Annotated in this window: 16 protein-coding genes and 1 tRNA gene; 12 read left to right on the forward strand and 5 right to left on the reverse strand. The window is 68.6% G+C overall.

Going from position 1 to position 19086, the window contains the following annotated elements; genetic code table 11:
• The 7 genes from J0670_RS08345 to J0670_RS08375 all read left to right on the forward strand — a co-directional run.
• Positions 1-1163 (forward strand): condensation domain-containing protein (locus J0670_RS08345; protein WP_207810764.1); only part of this gene is annotated, 1163 nt, incomplete at its 5' end.
• A complete protein-coding gene (locus tag J0670_RS08350; RefSeq protein WP_207810766.1) occupies positions 1160-2224 on the forward strand; it encodes a polysaccharide deacetylase family protein in 1065 nt (354 codons plus the stop codon). The genes J0670_RS08345 and J0670_RS08350, both read left to right, overlap by 4 nt.
• Positions 2225-2253: 29 nt before the next feature.
• On the forward strand, positions 2254-3534 hold the full coding sequence (locus tag J0670_RS08355) for an MFS transporter (RefSeq protein ID WP_207810768.1): 1281 nt from the start codon (positions 2254-2256) through the stop codon (positions 3532-3534).
• A gap of 103 nt (positions 3535-3637) precedes the next feature.
• The gene (locus J0670_RS08360) at positions 3638-4096 is read left to right on the forward strand and encodes a hypothetical protein (protein WP_207810769.1); all 459 of its coding nucleotides are present in this window, start codon (positions 3638-3640) and stop codon (positions 4094-4096) included.
• A 396-nt stretch (positions 4097-4492) separates the two neighbouring features.
• Positions 4493-6838, forward strand: a complete 2346-nt coding sequence (locus J0670_RS08365) for an ATP-binding protein (protein WP_207810771.1) — start codon at positions 4493-4495, stop codon at positions 6836-6838.
• An 8-nt stretch (positions 6839-6846) separates the two neighbouring features.
• On the forward strand, positions 6847-8508 hold the full coding sequence (locus tag J0670_RS08370; protein WP_207810772.1) for a DEAD/DEAH box helicase: 1662 nt from the start codon (positions 6847-6849) through the stop codon (positions 8506-8508).
• Positions 8509-8517: 9 nt separating this feature from the next.
• A complete protein-coding gene (locus J0670_RS08375; RefSeq protein WP_207810773.1) occupies positions 8518-9129 on the forward strand; it encodes a hypothetical protein in 612 nt (203 codons plus the stop codon).
• A 200-nt stretch (positions 9130-9329) separates the two neighbouring features.
• Here J0670_RS08375 and J0670_RS39030 read toward each other — a convergent pair whose 3' ends face one another.
• Together J0670_RS39030 and J0670_RS08385 are read right to left on the reverse strand one after the other, a co-directional pair.
• Positions 9330-9788, reverse strand: coding sequence for a very short patch repair endonuclease (locus J0670_RS39030; RefSeq protein WP_279382965.1), 459 nt, complete (start codon positions 9786-9788; stop codon positions 9330-9332).
• Between the two features lie 346 nt (positions 9789-10134).
• The gene (locus J0670_RS08385; protein WP_207810776.1) at positions 10135-11499 is read right to left on the reverse strand and encodes a DNA cytosine methyltransferase; all 1365 of its coding nucleotides are present in this window, start codon (positions 11497-11499) and stop codon (positions 10135-10137) included.
• Between the two features lie 116 nt (positions 11500-11615).
• Here J0670_RS08385 and J0670_RS08390 point away from each other — a divergent pair, with 116 nt between their 5' ends.
• Positions 11616-12494 carry an Eco29kI family restriction endonuclease gene (locus J0670_RS08390; RefSeq protein WP_207810778.1) on the forward strand — a complete coding sequence of 293 codons (879 nt, stop codon included), beginning with the start codon at positions 11616-11618 and terminating at the stop codon, positions 12492-12494.
• Positions 12495-12534: 40 nt separating this feature from the next.
• Here J0670_RS08390 and J0670_RS08395 read toward each other — a convergent pair whose 3' ends face one another.
• Positions 12535-14109 (reverse strand): carbamoyltransferase C-terminal domain-containing protein, encoded by a 1575-nt coding sequence (locus J0670_RS08395; protein WP_243436715.1) that lies wholly within the window; start codon positions 14107-14109, stop codon positions 12535-12537.
• A gap of 7 nt (positions 14110-14116) precedes the next feature.
• On the opposite strand from J0670_RS08395, the gene J0670_RS08400 reads away from it, so the two are divergent.
• The 3 genes from J0670_RS08400 to J0670_RS40515 all read left to right on the forward strand — a co-directional run bounded on the left by J0670_RS08400 (position 14117) and on the right by J0670_RS40515 (position 14988).
• On the forward strand, positions 14117-14461 hold the full coding sequence (locus J0670_RS08400) for a hypothetical protein (RefSeq protein ID WP_207810780.1): 345 nt from the start codon (positions 14117-14119) through the stop codon (positions 14459-14461).
• 117 nt (positions 14462-14578) lie between these two features.
• Entirely contained in the window at positions 14579-14713 is a 135-nt protein-coding gene (locus tag J0670_RS08405) for an integrase (RefSeq protein ID WP_207810781.1), read from the forward strand.
• A gap of 188 nt (positions 14714-14901) precedes the next feature.
• Positions 14902-14988 carry a profilin family protein gene (locus tag J0670_RS40515; RefSeq protein ID WP_374223076.1) on the forward strand — a complete coding sequence of 29 codons (87 nt, stop codon included), beginning with the start codon at positions 14902-14904 and terminating at the stop codon, positions 14986-14988.
• A 192-nt stretch (positions 14989-15180) separates the two neighbouring features.
• On the opposite strand, the gene J0670_RS08415 is transcribed toward J0670_RS40515, so the two are convergent.
• The gene (locus J0670_RS08415) at positions 15181-16824 is read right to left on the reverse strand and encodes an IPT/TIG domain-containing protein (protein WP_207810783.1); all 1644 of its coding nucleotides are present in this window, start codon (positions 16822-16824) and stop codon (positions 15181-15183) included.
• Positions 16825-17493: 669 nt separating this feature from the next.
• Between J0670_RS08415 and J0670_RS08420 the strand changes: the two genes are divergently transcribed.
• On the forward strand, positions 17494-18861 hold the full coding sequence (locus J0670_RS08420) for a DUF1254 domain-containing protein (RefSeq protein ID WP_207810785.1): 1368 nt from the start codon (positions 17494-17496) through the stop codon (positions 18859-18861).
• 111 nt (positions 18862-18972) lie between these two features.
• Here the strand turns inward: J0670_RS08420 and J0670_RS08425 are convergent.
• Positions 18973-19046: transfer RNA gene (locus tag J0670_RS08425), tRNA-Gly, on the reverse strand.
• Between the last annotated feature and the right edge of the window lie 40 nt (positions 19047-19086).

Genomic DNA, 19086 nt, shown 5'->3' on the forward strand with positions numbered 1-19086 from the left:
ACAGCCTGCACACCCGGTTCCTGCCGGCCGGCGAGGACGGCCTCGAGCAGGTGGTGGACGGCAGCGGCGAACTCCCGGTGGTGGTCCGGGAATGCGCCCCGGCCGAGGCCCCGGCGGTCGGCGCCGGCCTGCTCAAGGAGCTGGCCGGTCGCTCCTTCGACCACGAGCGGGAGTGGCCCCTGAGAGTCGGCCTGGTGGTGTGCGAGGGCGAGGTCCACCGGCTGGTGCTGGCCGCCTCGCACACCGCGATGGACTACTGGGGGCTGGGCCGGATGGTCCGCGACCTGGAGTCGATCCGCGCCGGGGAGACCGCCGAGTCGCTGCGCCGGGCCCGCCCCGCCCTCCAGCCCCTGGAGGCCGCGGCGACCCAGGCCTCGCCGATCGGCCGCCGCCGGGACGAGGCGGCCCGCCGCTACTGGCTGGAGCAACTGGCCGCCGGCCCCCGACGGTTGTTCCAGGCTCCTGCGGCGCCGGAGCTCGCCGACGACCCGACCCGGATGTTCCCCAACGCGCTGCTGCGCTCGCCCGCCCTGGCGGTCGCCGTCGAGCGGGTGGCGGCGGAGCTGGAGGTGAGCGACGCCGCGGTGCTGCTGGGTGCGGCCTCCCACCAGCTGGCCCGGATGTCCGGGAGCAGCGACGTGCTGTTCCAGGTGGTGGTGGGCAACCGCTTCCAGCCGGCCGCCGCTGCGGCGGTCAGCACGGTCGCGCAGGAGGCCCTGTTCCGACTCACCGACGCGGACCGGGACTTCACGGACGCGGTGCGGCGGACCCGTTCCGTCGCGTTCAGCGCGTTCCGCCACGCCGCGTACGACAAGTGGGCGCTGGAGCGGGAGGTGGCACGGCTGGTCGAACGGGGCGAGGCGGCCGACCACTCGTACTGGTGGAACGACACCCGGGATCCGGGCAGCGGGCCGTTCGAGAGCGTCGAGCGGCCGCGAGCCGCGCTGAGCGAGCTGATCGGCCGGACGGAACTGAGCTGGCCGACGGAGTTCCTGCCCCGGGTGAACGTCTCGATGGCGGTGGACGTGCTGACCGCCCCCGGCGCCCTGGACCTCGCCATGACCGCCGACCCGGCCGTCCTGAGCCGCGACGACATGGAGCGGTTCCTGCGCGGCGTCGAGCGGCTGGTCGTCGCCGCGGCGATCACCCTGGGGGACGAATGACCAGGCGGTACGCGGGAATCGCGTGGACGGGCGAGGGCTACCGGGTCGAGGTCGTCGACGAGACGGGGCGCCGGGCGGTGGAGCCGAGCGGCTGGGGCGGCGCGCAAGTCGCCGAACTCATCGCCTGGCTGCGGGACTTGGACGGCGGCCCGACCCCGGCCGTGGTCCTGGACAGCACCAACGGCCTGCTCGACGGCCCGATGACGGCGGCCGGCCTGGAGGTGTACCGGCTGGACCCGTGGCAGCTGCCGCCGCGGCCGCGGTTCGGCTCCGTCCCGGCCGAACGGCTGGCGGAACAGGCCCGGACGGCCCCCGACGCGCTGGCCCGGGTGACCGCCGAGGGTGGCAGCCTGACCGGCCGCGCCGCCGACTACGCCGAGGCCGAGCGGCGCAGCGCCCCTGTCCTGGCCGCGCTGTCGGCGGCCGGCCGCTACTTCGAGCACGGCGACCGGTCCACCCCCAGGGTCGCGCTCACCTTCGACGACGGCCCCGATCCGGTGCACACCCGCCAGGTGCTGGAGATCCTGGACCGCTACGGGGCCCGGGCGAGCTTCTTCTGCGTCGGCCACCACGTCGCGGCGATGCCCGACGAGGTGCGCCGGATCGCCGCGGCCGGCCACGAACTGGGCAGCCACTCCTGGTCGCACCCCTTCCTGCCCGATCTGACGCCTGACCAGGTGCGCGAGCAGCTCGACCGGACGGCGGAGGCGGTGGCCCGGGTGACCGGCGAGACCCCGACCAGGTTCCGGCCCCCGTACGGCGCGCTGAGCCCCGAGGTACTGGCCGCCCTCGACGGCTATCCGACCGCGCTGACGATGTTCGACGTGGACTCCCGGGACTGGACTCGACCGGGGCCGGAGCGGATCGCCGCGAACGTCCTGAACGGCGCCGGGCCGGGCTCGGTGGTGCTGATGCACGAGGGCGCCGGCGACCGCGGCCAGACCGTCCTGGCCCTTCCGTCGATCATCGAGGGCCTGCTCGAACGCGGCCTGGAGCTGGTCACCGTGGGGGAACTGGCCGCGTCTCCCGGCACCGACGGCGAGCGGCCGCTCGACCGATGAAGCTATCTATGGAAGGGATTTGACTAGTCATGGAAGAGCGCCTGGCCGACCACCCCGCGGCAGCGTCCCCACAGATCCAGGACGCTCCCACCGGGAGACCATCCACCGGTGAACCGGCGATCTGGTCCCGCAACTTCCGGTACTACTTCACCGCCCGCAGCGCGGGCCTGCTCAGCTGGGCCATGCTGCCGGTCGCGGTCTCCGCCGGTCTGCTGAGCGGCGGGTACGGCCTGGACAGCGCGGGCTACTCGATGGCCTTCCTGGTGGGCCCGTTCGCCGGCCTGGTGCTGTTCGGCGGGGTGCTCGCCGACCGGTTCACCGCCCGCCGGATGATGATCGGCGCCGACCTGACGAACCTCGTCGCCCACGTGCTGCTCGCCTTCCTGTTCATCCACGGCATCGACCACCTCTGGCAGCTGTACACGCTGCTGGTGGTGGCCGGCACCGCCAACGCGATGTTCCAGCCGGGCGCCTCCTCGACCGTCCCCCTGGTCTCCCGGGACGTGCAGGGCGCGAACGGGGTGCTGCGCACCTCCGAGGCGCTCACCGGCCTGGGCGGCCCCGCGCTGGCCGGCGCCATGGTCGGACTCGGGGCCACCGGCTGGGTGATGGTGATCTCCGCCGTCGCCTACGGGACCAGCGCGGTCTGTCTGTTCGCGCTCCGGCTCGGGGTGGTGCCCGCCCCGCCGGCCGGCGAGAGCCTGTGGCGCAACCTGGCCGTCGGCTGGCACGAGTTCCGCTCCCGCAGCTGGCTCTGGGGCGTGATCGTGATCTGGATGGTCTACGCGGTGCTGTCCTGGGGGCCGCAGCTGTCGGTGGCCGCCAGCGTCATCGTGCCCAAGCACGGCGCGACCGCCTTCGGCCTGATCAACTGCGCACTGGGCGCGGGCACCGTGGCCGGCGGCCTGCTGGCGATCCGCTACAAGCCGGCGCGGCCGCTCGCCGCCGGGGCGGTGGCGATGATGGCCTACCCGCTCTACCCGCTCGGCATCGTGCTCGGCGCGCCGGTCTGGCTGCTCGCCGCCTCCCAGGTCGTGGTCGGGGCGGGGATCGGCGTCTGGGGCGTCATGTGGGCCACCAGCGTGCAGACCCAGGTGCCCGGCGAGGTCCTCAACCGCGTGCACGCCTACGAGGTCGCCGGCTCCGTCGGCATGTACCCGATCGGCAGCGCGCTGGCCGGCCCCGCCGTCAGCGCCTTCGGCACCGACCAGGTCCTGGTGGTAGGCGTCGTGGTCGCCCTCCTCACCGCCACCGCCCTGCTGGCCGCCCGCCCGATCCGCACCCTGGGCCGGGTACCGACCCGCGCCTGAGCGGCGCGGTGCACGCGCCCCCCTTGCGGGCCACCGCAAGGGGGCGGCGCCGGCCTCGCCTTCCACCCGCCGTGCAGGCATGATCAGTGCCATGGTGTCGAGCATGACCGAACAGGCAGCCCGCGCACAGCTGTTGCGCCACCTCACCGACACCCTCCGGAGCCTGCCACCCGGCTCGGCGCTGGCGCGGCGGCATCCCGACCTCCCCAAGGCGGCCTTCGCCGCCGGCACCACCTCGCGCTACGAGAACGACTTCGCCGACGTCGAAGAAGTCGACGGCCCGGCGAGTTACAGCATCGCGTACTGGGTGGTCGGCGCCCCCCTCGCCGACTCCGACCGGTACTTCGACCTCGTCCTGGACGCATGGCGGGAGAACAACTGGCTGACGCAGGTCTCGCAGGACGCCCCACGCGCCGGCTACGCCGAAACCGCCGACGGCTTCACCTTCGCCCTCAGGCAGAGCATCCAGGGCTACCTCAGCCTGTTCAGCTCGACACCCCGCTTCTGGCCCGGCCCCGACGAGGGCACCCCCCTCCCGGACCACATCGACCGCCCAACCTGAACACCCGCCCCACCCCAGCCCCGACAACGCAAAAGCCGCAGGTCCTATGACCTGCGGCTTTCGGTAGTGGGTGGCCTGCGGTGCTGTCGAGGCACGTTCAGCACCCGGGCCATAGCCCCACACACCGGCGCTGTGTTGACGGAGCCGGTAGCTCGCCTGCTCTCGCCAAGCAAGGATTGCGGAAAGTCCACATGTTGGCACTCCGCCTACGATCAGCCGCGCATCAGCGAGATGGAACCCAAGGAAGGGTACAGAGCGCGAACTTGATCCTTCATTGTCAGTCTCACCCGCTACGGTTGGATCGGCGTCCGTGATTCGGGGATCGCGCTGAGAGTGAGCCAAGGACGGCGCCGCCGTGCCTGGCTCTGGCAGCGCGGTGGTGTCCAAAGAGCGCATATGGGAGAGCAGGGGCAAGTGACTACGTCGGGGTCCATCAACGTCATGCCGCACCCCAGGATCCTCGGAGTACTTGGGGATATCGAGTTCTCGCACTGGCAGTGTCTGGCCGAGCTGGTCGACAACGCCTTCGATGAGTTTCGCGAGGCGGGTCTGAGCGCGGACCTGCCAACCGTGGCGATCTCCTTGCCCGCAGCCAACACGCATCGTTCGACGGCGGAGATCACCGTTCGGGACAACGGGCGCGGCATGAGCCTCGCAGCCGTGAGTAACGCGATCAGCGCTGGCTGGACAAGTAACAGCCGGCATGGCGCACTCGGTCTCTTTGGGATGGGCTTCAACATCAGCACCGCCCGCCTAGGACGCCGCACCACGGTGCGTACCAGCCAGGCCGGCGATCCCGACTGGATCGAGGTCGTCCTCGACCTCCCGCAGCTCGCCGAGTCCTCACAGTACGAAGCTCCGTTCCGGCGGGTCCCGAAGTCAGATCCCGGTGACCACGGGACGACCGTGACGATCAGCGATCTTAAGTCCGATCAGTACGACGCTTTGAAGCGTCCCAACACTCACAAGGTGATCCGTCAGAAGCTGGGAGAGGTGTACAGCTACCTGCTGGCGGAGAAGGGCTTTCTGCTGACGGTCAATAACACAGCGGTGGTTCCGCGTCGGCCGTGCGCCTGGGACGAATCTCGTTCTGTGACACGGCAGGGTGTCACTATCCATGCCATCCAGCGGATCGACCATCGTCTGAGCGACAAGAAGGCGTGCTCGGTGTGCGGCCACTGGAGCAGCCTCGATGCCGAAGTCTGCGAGGAGTGCGAGAGTCCCCGCATCGAGCCGCGTGAGCGGCGGATCTGGGGTTGGCTCGGCATCCAGCGCTACGTGCATAAGACCGACTACGGCATCGACTTCCTCCGCAACGGGCGCAAGATCCTCGTGAAGGACAAGCGGGTGTTCGAGTGGCGCGACGACGACGAGTTGTCCGAGCCCGAGATCGAGTACCCGATCGATGACAAGACACCTATGGGCCGAATCGTCGGAGAGATCCACTGCAACCACGTGAGCCCGAACTACCAGAAGACCGCCTTCGAGTTCGAGACCCACGAATGGCGCCAGGTGATCCGAGCCGTGAGGGGGAGCAGTCCCCTGCGCCCGCAGATCGCCAAGCGGCTCGGCTTGCCGGAGAACGACAGCCCCCTTGCTCTCCTGTTCACGGGATTCCGTCGGCGCGACCCTGGGCTGAACTACCTAATCCCAGGCGACGGCAACGCCGCCCTGCATGACAAGGCCCGGGAATGGGCGGAACGCTTCCGGGCGGGGGATCCCGAGTACCAGAGCGACGAGATCTGGTACCAGGCCGCCTACCAGCATGACCACCCGGTCGGCCCCGAGCCCTCCCCCTACGATGCGGAGATCCTGCCGGGCATCGAGATTGACTCCCTGTTTGGATCCGAGGCCGCAGGTCCCGAACCGGTGCCGGGGGTGAGCTCCACCTTCAGCGACCTCGACCCTGCACCGAGCAGGGTCGAGGAGACCCTGCTCGAACGTCTCGCGCGCTACCGCGAGCACGGCACACTCGTCGTGGACCTCTGCGGCGACTACACGCTCAGGGAACTGGGCAGCGTGGACTTGGAAGCTTGGGCTGTCCGAGGTCAGCGTCTGCTGGACGACGACCGCGAGGTGCCGGTCTTCGCCAAGATGCTCCGCGCGCCAAAGGTCGAGATCTACATCGATACCGAACATCCGCTTTTCCGCGAACATGGCTCTGACATGCGTGACCTGGCCATGGTCGAACTGGCGGAACACATGAGGGTGCGCGCTGACCGCACGGACATCCCCTTGTCCGAGATCGTCGGGAAGCTGAAGGACGGCTCCTCCAGCCCCCGGCTGACGCCGGCCGCGATGGCTGACGAGGCCGAACACTTGCTGGAGCAGGTCCGTTCGGCCATGGCATCCATCGTCGCGGAGGATGCCGCGACGCACTGGGAACAGCTTGCAGAGGACGAACGGCTCGCGGCTCAACGGCGTTTCGCGCTGGAAGCGGCCTCAACGTCCTGGGACGAGGCCATCGCAAAGGGCGATTTCATCCGGTACGTTCCCGCCAGCGCGGTGATCCGGGTCCTGCAAGGAACCCCGGAAGCGTTCATGGACGGCCGCGTGTTCGCACGGCCCTACCGGTCACTCCCGGACGCCAGCGCCCGTGAACTCGCGCTGGACCGCCTGATCAGTCCGCTGAGCGACCTCGCGCTGCTTGAGCAGCACCGGCCCAAGCTAGACCCAGACGAGCTCGCGCGCTTCCGGGCCAGTTGCCGCCTGGTCTCCCGCGACCTCGTCGCCGTGGTGTAGGGACGGTCATGACGGGCTTCCTGGCCGCACGCTCTCTCGCCGATGCCGGCCCTCTGCAGTTCCCGCGGCGTATCGAGCGACTGCTCTGGCATCTCCAGTTCACGGACGTCGTCAACATCGACGGCTCCGGCGACGAGGGTGGTGACATCCTGGCACGCCGCCAGGGCCAGCTTTGGGTCATCCAGTGCAAGTGGAAGCTCCGCGACGCGGTGGGATCGGACGCCGTCGACGAGGTCGCCCGAGCTCGTGACAGTTACCATGCCCATCGCGCCGTCGTGGTGACGAATACGCGGTTCAGCCCCGATGCCCGCCGGCGTACGGCCGATCTCGCGCGCCTGGGCCCGCAGATTCTGCTGTGGAGCGGAGCGGATCTCAACGCCAGCTTTGAAAAGGTCCCCGATCGATTCGGAGTGATCACACCCCGCCCGTATCAAGCAGAGGCGATCCAGGCCCTGGAACGGGATCTGGAAGCAAGCGCACGGGCCTTGCTGGTCCTCGCCACGGGTCTGGGCAAGACCGTGGTCGGCGGCGAAGTCATCGGTGCACACCTGCGCCGCCGACCCGCCGATCGGGTCCTGGTGGTGGCACACGCCAAGGATTTGGTCCAGCAACTCGAACGGGCCCTCTGGCGGCATCTCCCCAAGACCGTCCCGACCCGGCTGTTCACCGGCGACACGCGGCCCGACGATCTGTCCGGCCTCACGTGCGCCACGCTGGGTTCAGCCCTCAACGCCGCACGCTTCGGCTTTCGGCCCGACCTCGTCATGGTCGACGAAGCCCATCACCTCGGTGCTGATGGTCAATATGACGAGCTTCTCCGTCTTCTCGGCGACGCACGCCAATTCGGGGTCACTGCCACACCATGGCGTGGGGACTCGCACGACATCACTGAGCACTTCGGCCCTGCGAGCTTCAGGCTCGGCATCGAAGAAGGCATGCGCCGCGGATACCTTGCCCAAGTCGACTACCGGTTGTTCGTCGACAACATCAACTGGGACGTTGTTCGCGCGGCCAGCGAGCACTCCTACGGTCTTGCTGAGCTGAACGCCCAACTCTTCTTGCCTCAGAGGGACGAAGCCGTGCGCGACGAGCTCGCGTCCGTGTGGGCCACCACGACCAAGCCTCGCGCCATCGTCTTCTGCCGCACCATCGAACACGCTGAACGCCTGGCCGACCTGCTGCGCCGCGCTCCGCTATGGCCTGGAGCCATGGCCATCCACGCGGGACTGGCCAAACGAGAGCGGCAGAATCGCCTCCTGGCCTTCCGATCGGGCGAGGTCCCCATCCTCACCTCCGTGGACATCCTGAACGAAGGAGTCGACGTACCCGATGTGAACATCCTCTGCTTCGCCCGTGTCACCCACTCACGGCGGATCTTTGTGCAGCAGCTCGGCCGTGGCCTGCGCCTGCGTGAGGGCAAGGACCGGGTGACGGTGCTCGACTTCGTGAGCGACCTGCGACGCATTGCAGCGGCCCTCAACCTCCGGCGCTCTCTGGAGGGCGATGGAGCGATGGAGACCCTGCCTCGAATCAGCCGGTCGAAGATCGACTTCAACGACCAGCGTGTCGCTGGGCTTATGGACGAGTGGATCAAGGATGCGGCAAGCTTGGAAACCGCGTACGACGAATACCGTCTCCAGTTCCCGCCGACCCCGACGACTTGGGAGTAAGACGCTTCAATGGCCCGCCTTCAGCTGCCCGACGAAACCCGAAAGCAGCTCCTCCTGAGGATCTACAAGCAGGCCGAAGAGCTGCGCTGGGACTTCCTGACGAATCCTCAAAGAACCGAGTACTACCGTCAGTGGTACTCCGATCCCCGCATCGGCGTCGTGCTCACGAGCTTCGTGGGCGATAAGGCCGCTATGGACTGGATCAAGGACGTGGCGATGAAGGAGTACGGTCGCGCGAAGGAAGGTATCGGCCAGTACGTCCCCTACGTCACCCGACGCTTCCGCGGCACCGACGAGATCGTGCGCGCCGCTTGCGGAAACAGCTGGTCCGCTGTTCCCGGAACGCTAGACATCAAGCCCAACAACATCCTGGCCTCAGATGGCTCAGAGACTCGATACGTCTGCTGGGGCCGTCCGGCGCAATTCCGTGATCTCGCTTGGGCCGCCCTTAACCAGGCTGTCGACCGTAAGAGCCGCCCGGCCATCGTGGTGACCACCCAGGACGGCGAGACGCTCAGCAGCGCGGATGAGGCGAGGCAGCACGCCATCGCGGCGCACTGCGGCATCGACCTCGCACACCTACACCGAACCATGATCGAGAACCCGGACTATGTTGGCTGATGCACCATCGTTCGGGGGGCGCATGTAACACTCAGCACGCGATCCGGACCCATCGGAAGTGACAGTCAGTCAGAATGACACCAAGCCAATCACCATGGCCATCCTGGTCGAGGCTGGGATCAACTCCGGTGAGCCCCTCCTCGCGTTTAGCAACGGCAGATCCGTGCCTCGGTTCCTGGGCGACACCGTCAGTGGTCTGGTCAACGGGCGACAGTTGTAGTCTCGCCGCCCGCGCCTGCTGCACGACGCTCCCGCAGCAGAAGAACGATCTTCTCGGCTGCCTCCGCCGGGTCGTCGTGCTCCCAGACCCGGACGACCGTCCATCCCGCGTCAAGCAGCTTGCGGTTCGTCTCGCCGTCTCTAACCCGGTTGCCATCGATCTTTTCCCGCCAGAAGTCGGCGTTCTTCGTAGAGGCGCGGTAGTGCTCCGGGCAGCCGTGCCAGAAGCAGCCATCCACGAAGACAGCGAGGCGATCTCTGGGAAAGACCACGTCCGCCCTCCGCCGCACCTCGGCGAGCGGTCGGGCGTCAACTCGATAGCGAAGTCCCCGCTGGTAGAGCAGTCTACGCAAGGCCAGCTCCGGCCCGGTGTCCTTGCTGCGGTTGGCGCGCATCGACGCACGGACCTCCAGCGAGGATGCCTTCGACTCGGGCGGCAACTGCTCCTCTGCGAGTAGCCCCTTCGCCCGCGCCTGACGCCATGCCTCCGCTAGGTTCGCCGTACGCGTGGCGTGCTCGACCTCGCAGACGTACCGCTCCTGAGTCCCACCATCCTGCGACCAGCGCAGGTAGGCCCGGACGCGGCGAGTCCTCCGGTAAAGCCGCAGGCTGATCGAAGCCCGTGCGAGACGCCCATCGTCGAGCGCGACACTCCGACAGTGACGACCACCCGCCGCACGATCCTGCTCGACGGAGGGTGCCACTGCGCCCGCGCGGCGCTTGTACGCGCGTTCCGGGGGGAGCTGCTGCTTCCAGTGTCCCCCTCCCCCTGGCTGTGGCATGACCTTACTCTCCCGCGTCGTCGAGCGCCTTGGAGACCGCGTTGGCGAAGTACTCTCCGAGAACGACCGGAACTGCGTTGCCAAGCTGCCGCATCTGCTCACCGCGAGGACCGCAGCCAACCCACTCGTCAGGGAAGGTCATCACACGGGCAGTCTCTCGGACGGTCATGTAGCGGTGCAGGTGGGTGTATCCGTCTGCCGACTTAGAGTCGGGCTCCCGGTCGTCAAGCAGCATGACTGACTCTCCCCCGGGCACGCCGTGGACGCCGGCCTTGACGGTCTTCGCGGGCAAGTCGAGCTCGTTGGGTGTGTGCCCCTTATAGATCCTCGCGGCGGGCCACCCGATGTGGCCGGTGATTCCCAAGTGGGCGGCCTGCTCCGTCTTGCGGTCCAGGCGATTCAGGTCGATCTCGGGAAGCGCGGGCAGCCTCACGTCTGTTCCGTATCCCTGGATCGCGTCGCGGAGCGTTCGCCAAGCGGGAAGCTCCTCCTCACCGTCACGCGGCCGGACCTTCTTGTCGATGCCCCCCCGGGCCTTGTCACGGACGTGAGGCTTCACGTGGTCGTGCCGACGCCAATAGGCGCCATCCTCGTCCCGCATCGACAGCAGCAGCGCCTCCTTGGAGAAACGTCGCTTCGAGTGCTCCTCGAAGAACTCGTCCGCGTCAATCGGCAAGTCCGCTCGGAAAGCCACCATGACGACACGGTTGCGGATCTGGGGGACCCCGTAGTCAGCAGCGTTGACCTTGAAGACGCGGACCCGGTAGTGCTCTGCATTCTCGTCGTCCTCCGAAAGACGATCGATGATGCCCTTGAGCTTTTCGTTGTGGTACTGCCAGGGATCCTTGTCCACACGCTCCTCGAAGGGCAGCGTGAGCTCGCGCTGGATGTACTTGAAGTACTCCTCGAAGGACGGGCGCAGCAGTCCTCGTACGTTCTCGCAGATCACGACCTTCGGGCGCATCTCCCGAATGGCCTTGAACATTGCTGGGAACATGTTCCGCTTGTCCTCGTCACCCTTGGCGACGCCGCCAGCACTGAACGGTTGGCAGGGCGGCCCTCCGGCGAGCACGTCCACCTGTCCAGCGAACGCGGTGAGGTCGAGGTCTACGACATCCCTGGGCGAGAGCGGCGCAGGTTCGCCGATCGCCGGGGGCCGCGGCTTCTTGGAGTCGGTGCGCTCGATCCCGAACTCGCCAAGCGTCTTCCGAGCGCTTGCCTCCAGCGTCTCGCAGGCGCGCGAGTTGAACTCGTTGAACAGGAGTGGCCGGTACCCGGCCTGGTGGACCGCCATGGCAAGTCCGCCGCCGCCCGCGAACAGCTCGACGCTCGTGCGCGGCTTCTTTGTCTCTTCTGGCTGGTCAACCATGTAGAAACTATACCGCGGAGTTGTCGATCTTGGGAGTGATTGACCCGAACCGGTCGCCGGAGATTCTGCGGAGTCCTAGGGTTCAGATGATCACCATCGCGGATGAAGGAGCGCGGATGACGCAGGCGGCCAGGCTCATAGGCCAGGGCACCTACCACGACAGCTTCAGGCTCAGCATCACCAAGGCTCTCGGTGATCAGCTAGCGGAGGCGCTCGACTGCCTTACTCCGGCTCCTCTCACCGCAGCCGCGCTGGAGGAGTTGGAGGAGCGTCCAGGCGTCTACCAGCTCCACCGCGAGAGTGATGTCGATGGCGACGAGGACACTGGGTTCGTCTACGTCGGTAAGGCAGAGAAGTCGTTGCCCCAGCGGATCCTCAAGCATCTCAGGAAGGTGTCCGGCCGGCAGGGGGTGTCGCAGGACGAGATGTTCTTCACCTGCCTGTACGTAGATGAGGACTTCTCGGCGCTTGCCCCCGAGAAGCTTCTGATCAAGCACTACAAGCAGAAGAAGCAGATCCCGTGGAACAACAACGGCTTCGGCAACAATGATCCTGGCAAGCGACGTGACGACACCGTCGTCAGCCGCAAACACTTCGACGCCAAGTTCCCGATCGACCTGGATCGCGTGATCACCGGCCTCAAGCCTGGACCGATGCCGCTCGGAAGGCTTCTGGCGCGCGTGAGCAAGGACGCCCCCTACACCTTCCGCTACCAGAAGAAGGAAACGGGCAACGCATACAAGGCGGAGGTGGAACTCCCCTTGTCCGATATGACGGTCGCGCAGCTCTTCAGCATCATCGCCGCAGCGCTCCCGGACGACTGGCAGATTGCCGTCCTCCCAGGCCGCGTGATCATGTACCCCGACGGCCGACGTGACTACCCGAGTGTCTGGCGGTACTACCGCGGCACCCAAGTGATCGACGTCCAACCTGAGATCGACGAGAACGGAGAGATTCCCGAAGAGGACAACGCGGACGGTGACGAGACCGAGTAGCCCAACGGTACTGCTCGGAGTCACCCGTGCCAATGGCGACTCAGAGCAGATCGCGCTCCCCGCCGACTCGAACAAGCTCGGGCGGGATCAGCACGGGCACGCCGGTGAGTTCGGCGAAGGCGGTCAGGATGTCGGCGAGGAGCGGGTTGTCCCTGGGGGTGAGGGTCTGCACCCACGCGGTGCCGTTGGTGTGGACGATCGCCGGGATCATCTGGCGGGCCAGGTCGGTGACCGGGGAGGCCATCGACATGAACGGCGCTTCCTGGCCGAGGGTGAAGTAGTCGGCGGCCTTGTCGGCTAGGACGACCGGGGCGAACGGACGGAACGGCTCGCGGAACTTCACGGTGGAGTTGAGCCGGTCGGCGACGCCGGGCCGTAGCGGGGAGGCGAGGATCGAGCGGTGCCCGAGCGCCCGGGGCCCGGCCTCCACACCGCCCTGGAACAGGCCGATGATCGTGCCCTCGGCCAGCTCGCGGGCCGCGAAGGCGGCCACGTCGTCCAGGCGGCGTGCGGTCATTCCGGGCCTTGGCTCGGCGGGCAGTTTCAGGCCGGGGAAGGATGGGCCGAGGTAGCAGGATCGGGCGAGCCCGGCGGGGAGGTGGCCGTGCCGGTCGAGGTGGACGGCGGCTGCGGCGCCGATCGCGGTGCCCGAGTCCCCGGGGGCGGGCGGGACGGCGACCTCGTCGAACAGCCCGGAGGCGATGATCTTGCCGATGCTGACGCAGTTCATCGCGACCCCGCCGCCCACGCACAGCAGCCGGGCGCCGGTGCGCTCGCGGGCGATCCGCGCGAGGTGCAGCATCACCTGCTCGGTGCGTTCCTGGAGGGCGGCGGCGAGGTCGGCGTGAACCTGGGCGACCTCCTCCTCCGGTCGGCGCGGTGGGCAGGTGAGCGCGGTGAAGGCGGCGGTCAGCCGGGGGTAGCGGCGGTCCATGACCCGCAGGGCGGTGAGCCGGTGGTCGAGCGTGAAGCCGTTGGTGGTGAGCCGGACGGCCTTGGTGAACAGGGCCCGAAAGCGCTTCGGGTCGCCGAGGGCGGCCAAGGCCATGACGGTGCCCTCCTCGTAGCCGGACGCCGCGAACGCGTAGAGGCCGTGGGCGCGGTGGTGCAGGACGGGCTGCATGGTGGCGTTCGGGAAGTTGCCGGCCAGCCAGGTCAGGCGCTGGCGGGTGTTGGCGGCGACCTGGGCGAACGACCGGGCCCTCGGCAGGGCGCGCGCCGAGGTAGTGGGCCATACGGCGTGGGCGAGTGCGGCGGGGATGGCCCGCAGGTAGTTCTGCGGCGTGAAGTTGTAGGCGACGGTGCCGATGTCGGCGCGGGTCAGGCCCGTCTCGGCGAGGAGCCAGTCGATGGCCTTGGCCGGGTAGCTCTTGTCGTGCTTGACCGCGCTGAGCCTCTCCTCCTCGACGAACCCGGCGAGTTGGCCGTCGACGAGCAGGGCGGCGGGCGCGTCCGGGGCCAGGTGCCAGGCGGTGTCCTGGTGCTGGGCGTACAGGTGCAGGGAGTCAACGTGGTGGTGGTAGTCGCCGACCTCGGCACCGAGCCAGCCGGCCATCAACTCGTGCAGGACGGTCGGTGGCAAGGAGGTGGCCGCCGAGCGGCCCCACGCGACCATCGAGCAAGTGCTCCGGCTCGCCGAACTGATAAGCCCGCGCTGGCAGCTGATGGTGTTCATCGCCGCTTTCATGGCCCTGCGCCCGGAGGAGCAGGCCGAGCTCCGCCGCCGCGACGTCGACCTGGGGAAGGGAGTCGTGTTGATCCGCCGCGCGGCCCCCGAACTCTGCACCGGCGAACGGGCCGTGGGCGACCCCAAGTTCGAGGCCGGCAAGCGGGCGCTCCGGATCCCACCCGAGCTCCTCCCGGAGTTCGAGCGGCACCTGCGCTGGTACGCCCAGAAAGGAGAAGACGGACTTCTGTTCATCGGCGAGCGCGGCGCCCCCTTCCGCCGCTCGACCTTCGGCCGCTAGTGGCGCAGGGTCCGCAAGAAGCTGGGGCTCGACCACCTCCGCTTCTACGATCTCCGCCACACCGGCAACGTCCTCGCCGCCAGCACCGGCGCCAGCCTCCGGGACCCCATGGCCTTCATGGGCCACAACTCCCCCCGCGCCGCGTTGATCTACCAGCACTCCACCGAGGAGCAGCAGACCAAGATCTCCGACGACATCCGCACCCGCCGCCGGCCTCCACACGGCCCCGCGACGGAAGTCCGCGAGGCGTAAGCCTGCTTCTGATCCCCGTACCGCAGCACGCCTCCCGCCCGAGGTCGGGGAGGCGCGTCAGGCAAGCGTTCGGCAAAGCGTCACCACGGCTGTTCCGCCCGGCTGCCGAACGTCAGCAGCGCTCTCCCGGCCGAACAGCGAGCGGAGCGCCGGAGAGGAACATTTGATCCAGGGCCGCAAAGCTGCCGATCTACGGCAAGACCGGCGCCAACGGCGCCGTCCTGGTCAGGACGAACCAGGTCATCCTGATCGGCGTGTACGGCGACAAGCAGTAGCCAGGCAACGCGGCGATGGCCGTGGAGTAGCTGGCCGACTACCTGCTGCAGAGCGGCTACTGACTCGAAGGCCACCGATCGTACGGGCCGCGAACAGCGCCCGGGGTTCGGTGCCGCCACCTGGCTATGAGCTGGTGGGATGGTCGTGGCTGGTTGCCACGGCCACCCCGTCGTCTCTCGGATTCAGCTGGTTCAGCCGTGGCGGCGCCGGCGGCGGCTGAGGGCGATGGTGAGGCCGCCGAGCACCAGCAGGGCGCCGCTGGTCGCCGCCGTGGTGAACGCGGTGGTGCCGGTGCTGGCGAGGACGCCCGATGCCTGCGAGGGTGCTGAGGCTGCCGGGGCCTGGGTGTCAGGCGACGTCCACGGGGTGGAGGGGGTCGACGAGCCCTCGGTGGTCGACGGACCGGGGACGGGAGTACCGGGCGTCTGGCCGCCGTCGGTGGGCGTCGGCGTGGGCGAGGGGGTGCTTGCGGCCTGGACCGTGTGGTCGGTCGCGCAGCCCTTCTCGGTGTCGCAGGTGCCGCGCTTGTCGTCCGGCGTGGTGACGGCGGTGTGCAGTTGGTGGTCGCCGTTGCCGTTGACGGTCACGGAGTACGTGACCGTCGCGCTGCCGCCCACCGGCAGGTCGCCGGTCCACGTCAGCTTCCCGTCCTTGACCTCGGCGGTGCCGGAGGTGGCCTTGGCGTCGCCGTTGTAGGCGGCGTCGTCCAGCACCTTCGACAGGTCGTCGGTCACGGTCGCGCCCTTGACCTCGTCCGCGCCCTTCTGGGCGACGGTCACGGTGTAGGTGACCTTGTCACCCGTCTTCACCGTCGAACCCGACGTGGGGTCGGAGGTCTGGGAGAAGACGTAGGAGCCGGTCGTCGCCGGGTCCTGGTAGGTGTACTTCCCAGCCGCGCCGGTGCCGGCGGGGGTGGTGACGGTGACATCGACGGCGCCCGGAGCGCTTCCGGCGGGGACGGTGGCGGTGATCCGGGTGTCGCTGTCAACCGTGAACGAGGTGGCCGCCGTTGAGCCGAAGCTCACCGCGGTCGCCCCCGTCAGGTGACTGCCCGTGAGGGTCACCGTGGTGCCGCCACCCAGCGGACCGTGGTCGGGCGCCAGGCCGGTCACCACCGGCGCCGGAGCCTCGTACGTGTACTTCCCGGCCGCGCTGGTGCCGGCGGGGGTGGTGACGGTGACGTCGACGGTGCCTGCGGTGCTGGCGGCGGGGACGGTGGCGGTGATCCGGGTGTCGCTGTCAACCGTGAACGAGGTGGCCGCCGTTGAGCCGAAGCTGACCGCGGTCGCCCCCGTCAGGTGACTGCCCGTGAGGGTCACCGTGGTGCCGCCGGCCTGCGGGCCGTGGTCGGGCGCGAGCCCGGTCACCACCGGAGCCGGAGCCTCGACCTGCGTGTTGAGGGTGTCGCTCCCCACCGCCTGGTTCATGTCGTTGCGGGCGTCGGCGAGGGTGGTGACGGTCCCAGCCGCGGTCGGCAGGACGGTGAGGGTGAGCGACGAGGGGGTGGCCTGATTGGCGAGGTTCCAGCACATGCCGGACGACCCGGCCGAGAAGTTGCAGTCCCAGATCTGGGAAGAGGCCTTCGCGGACGTCACGGTGGCGGCGGCGCCGGACAGCGTGACATTGACCATGGTGGCGTTGGCGTTGGGCATGGGGTTGGTGTTGGGGACGTCGATGGTGACGGTGTAGGGGGTGTTCGCCGGCACGGGCCCGGCCGGGCCGGCGATCTGCACGGCGGAGGCGGCGTGAGCCGGGCTCGCGCCGGCCAGCAGGCCGAACGTGGTGGTCGCTGTGGCGAGCAGCGCCGCGGTGCGGCGGGCAGGAATCGCAGTCAAGGTGGGACGAGACATGAACGCCCTTCACGAGGGGGTGGGTCGCGCCACGACGGGCGGTTCTGGTCCGGCGCGGTGAAGCGGGGTTTCGGGGGAGCGCATTCACCCGCCTCACGGTGCTCGTCGGCGGGGCCCCGTCGCACTCAGCCACCGATGGTCACGCCTGGGGCTTTGTGGGGTGCGCTACCGACGGCGATCATCGCACAGTGTCCACAACCGGACTTCTTTTTCTCCGGATTCCGGCGGCTGGCGCGACGTCAGGTTCTCGGCTCGCTCGATCGGCGTCGTCGAGTTGACCGCGAGTGCCGTGCTTCGAATGCCGCCGACCGAATCGCGCCACTCGGGCCTCGCATCGGACACGACGCCAGACTGACTATCGTTCGCCAACGATACGTCATCTCAGAGGAGTTGAGAGACGGCCACGATACGCGCGACGACGAGCGGATACGCCGCCAGCGGCCGGCCCGGCACCTCACGAGGCGGCACCATCCGCCGAGGGCCGCCCACTCCCGTCGTCCGGCGCGGGCATGTGGCTGCTGTGGCTGGCGAGGCAAGGGGAATCAAAGATTCCATTTGTGAAGCACCATCACATCGGCTTGTTCCGTCGCTGTGGCTACTCCGGGCCGGCCGTTAGCGTCGCTGCTCCAACCCCCGACCGGAACGGACGATCACATGGCCATACCGACCTCTCAGCCGCAGGACCCGCAGGGCGGCGCGACGGACCTGTACGTCTTCGGCTACGCGCTGATCATGATGGAGCTGACCCGCCGGCTCCAGACGAACACCGAGCAGGTCAACGCGACGCAGGCGCCGGTCAACCAGTTCTGTCAGCACTCCACGCTGCCCACCCCGGAGTCGAAGGACGTGGTGCGGCCGAACGTCGACACGCTCTACACCCAGGCGTGGCTGGACCTGACGGCCGAGCCGATCGTGCTTGAGGTGCCGGTGATGGACGAGGGCCGCTACTGGCTCATGCAGCTGATGGACTCCTGGTCGAACACCGTCGCCGACCCGAGCAGCATCGACCCGATCGCCGTCCCGGTCCTCGACCAGGCGCAGGGCGTCGACGTCTACGCCTACGCGCTGACCGGCCCCGACTGGCAGGGCGAACTCCCCGAAGGCCTCCAGCAGTTGCCGATGCCGACGAACACCGTCTGGCTGATCGGACGCACCGAGCTCCACAACGACAGCGATCAGGAAGTCCAGACCGTCGTCGGCTACCAGGACCAGATGCGGCTGCTGCCGCTGAGCGCGTGGCCCGACAACGGCAGCTACGTGCCCCCGAACGGCACCTACGACCCGGACCTGTCCACCAACCCGCCCTCCGAGGTGATCACCCAGCTCAGCGGGCCCGAGTTCTTCGACGAGCTCGCCGCCCTGCTCAACCGCACCCCGCTCAACCCGCCGGACGACCGCACCTCCGCCCTCCTCGCCGAGCTGGGCGTCCACCCCTACGACCAGGACCGGCTGCCCGACCCCGAGGTCCTGGACCGCGCCAAGGCCGAGGGCCTGGAGCTCATCAAGCACCACCAGGGCCCCACGCCTGTCAACGGCTGGACGTTCTTCACCACCGACATCGGCTACTACGGCACCGACTACGTGCAGCGCGCCTACGTCGCCACGATCGGGCTCGGCGCCAACCTCCCCAAGGACGCCCTCTACCCCACGGCGAGCGCGCAGGCCGCCGACGACACCGGCGCGCAGATCGCCTACACCCTCACCTTCCCCGCCGGCCAGCTGCCGCCCGTGGAAGCCTTCTGGTCGCTGACCGCGTACGACGCCGACAGCTTCCTCGTCGCCAACGCCGACGACATCTACGCCGTCGGCCACTTCGCCGAGCCGCTGACCGGCCCGGACGGCGCGACCACCCTCTACATCCAGGCCGACCCGCCCGCGGACGAAGACCTGCAGACCGCCAACTGGCTGCCCATCCCGACCAGCGGCAAGTTCACGGTCACCCTGCGCCTCTACGCCCCGATCACCGACGAGCTCCCCGCCGACTGGCCGCCCGCGCTCACCGCAGCCGACGAACCGGCCTGACCGCTACCCCAGTCTGTGTCTCCCCGGCTTCTGGCACGGATCTGGCGCGACGGCGGCGGATTGGTCTGGACAATGCGAAAGCCCCAGGTCGCTGACCTGGGGCTTTACTGCTGGAGCGGGCGACGAGAATCGAACTCGCGCTCTAAGCTTGGGAAGCTCATGTTCTACCATTAAACTACGCCCGCCTGATGAACAGTCAGAGACCGCTCGATCCAGTGTCACTGT

Source organism: Streptomyces sp. FH025 (genome assembly GCF_017427025.1).
GTDB lineage: Bacteria > Actinomycetota > Actinomycetes > Streptomycetales > Streptomycetaceae > Kitasatospora.

Bases quoted from the DNA above. Each gene is read 5' to 3' on its own strand.
- J0670_RS08405 (WP_207810781.1), top strand. From the start codon at position 14,579: ATGGGCCACAACTCCCCCCGCGCCGCGTTGATCTACCAGCACTCCACC.
- J0670_RS08355 (WP_207810768.1), top strand. From the start codon at position 2,254: ATGGAAGAGCGCCTGGCCGACCACCCCGCGGCAGCGTCCCCACAGATC.
- J0670_RS08395 (WP_243436715.1), bottom strand. From the start codon at position 14,109: ATGGTCGCGTGGGGCCGCTCGGCGGCCACCTCCTTGCCACCGACCGTC.
- J0670_RS08365 (WP_207810771.1), top strand. From the start codon at position 4,493: ATGGGAGAGCAGGGGCAAGTGACTACGTCGGGGTCCATCAACGTCATG.
- J0670_RS08420 (WP_207810785.1), top strand. From the start codon at position 17,494: ATGGCCATACCGACCTCTCAGCCGCAGGACCCGCAGGGCGGCGCGACG.
- J0670_RS08350 (WP_207810766.1), top strand. From the start codon at position 1,160: ATGACCAGGCGGTACGCGGGAATCGCGTGGACGGGCGAGGGCTACCGG.
- J0670_RS08385 (WP_207810776.1), bottom strand. From the start codon at position 11,499: ATGGTTGACCAGCCAGAAGAGACAAAGAAGCCGCGCACGAGCGTCGAG.
- J0670_RS08375 (WP_207810773.1), top strand. From the start codon at position 8,518: ATGGCCCGCCTTCAGCTGCCCGACGAAACCCGAAAGCAGCTCCTCCTG.
- J0670_RS08360 (WP_207810769.1), top strand. From the start codon at position 3,638: ATGACCGAACAGGCAGCCCGCGCACAGCTGTTGCGCCACCTCACCGAC.
- J0670_RS08370 (WP_207810772.1), top strand. From the start codon at position 6,847: ATGACGGGCTTCCTGGCCGCACGCTCTCTCGCCGATGCCGGCCCTCTG.
- J0670_RS08390 (WP_207810778.1), top strand. From the start codon at position 11,616: ATGACGCAGGCGGCCAGGCTCATAGGCCAGGGCACCTACCACGACAGC.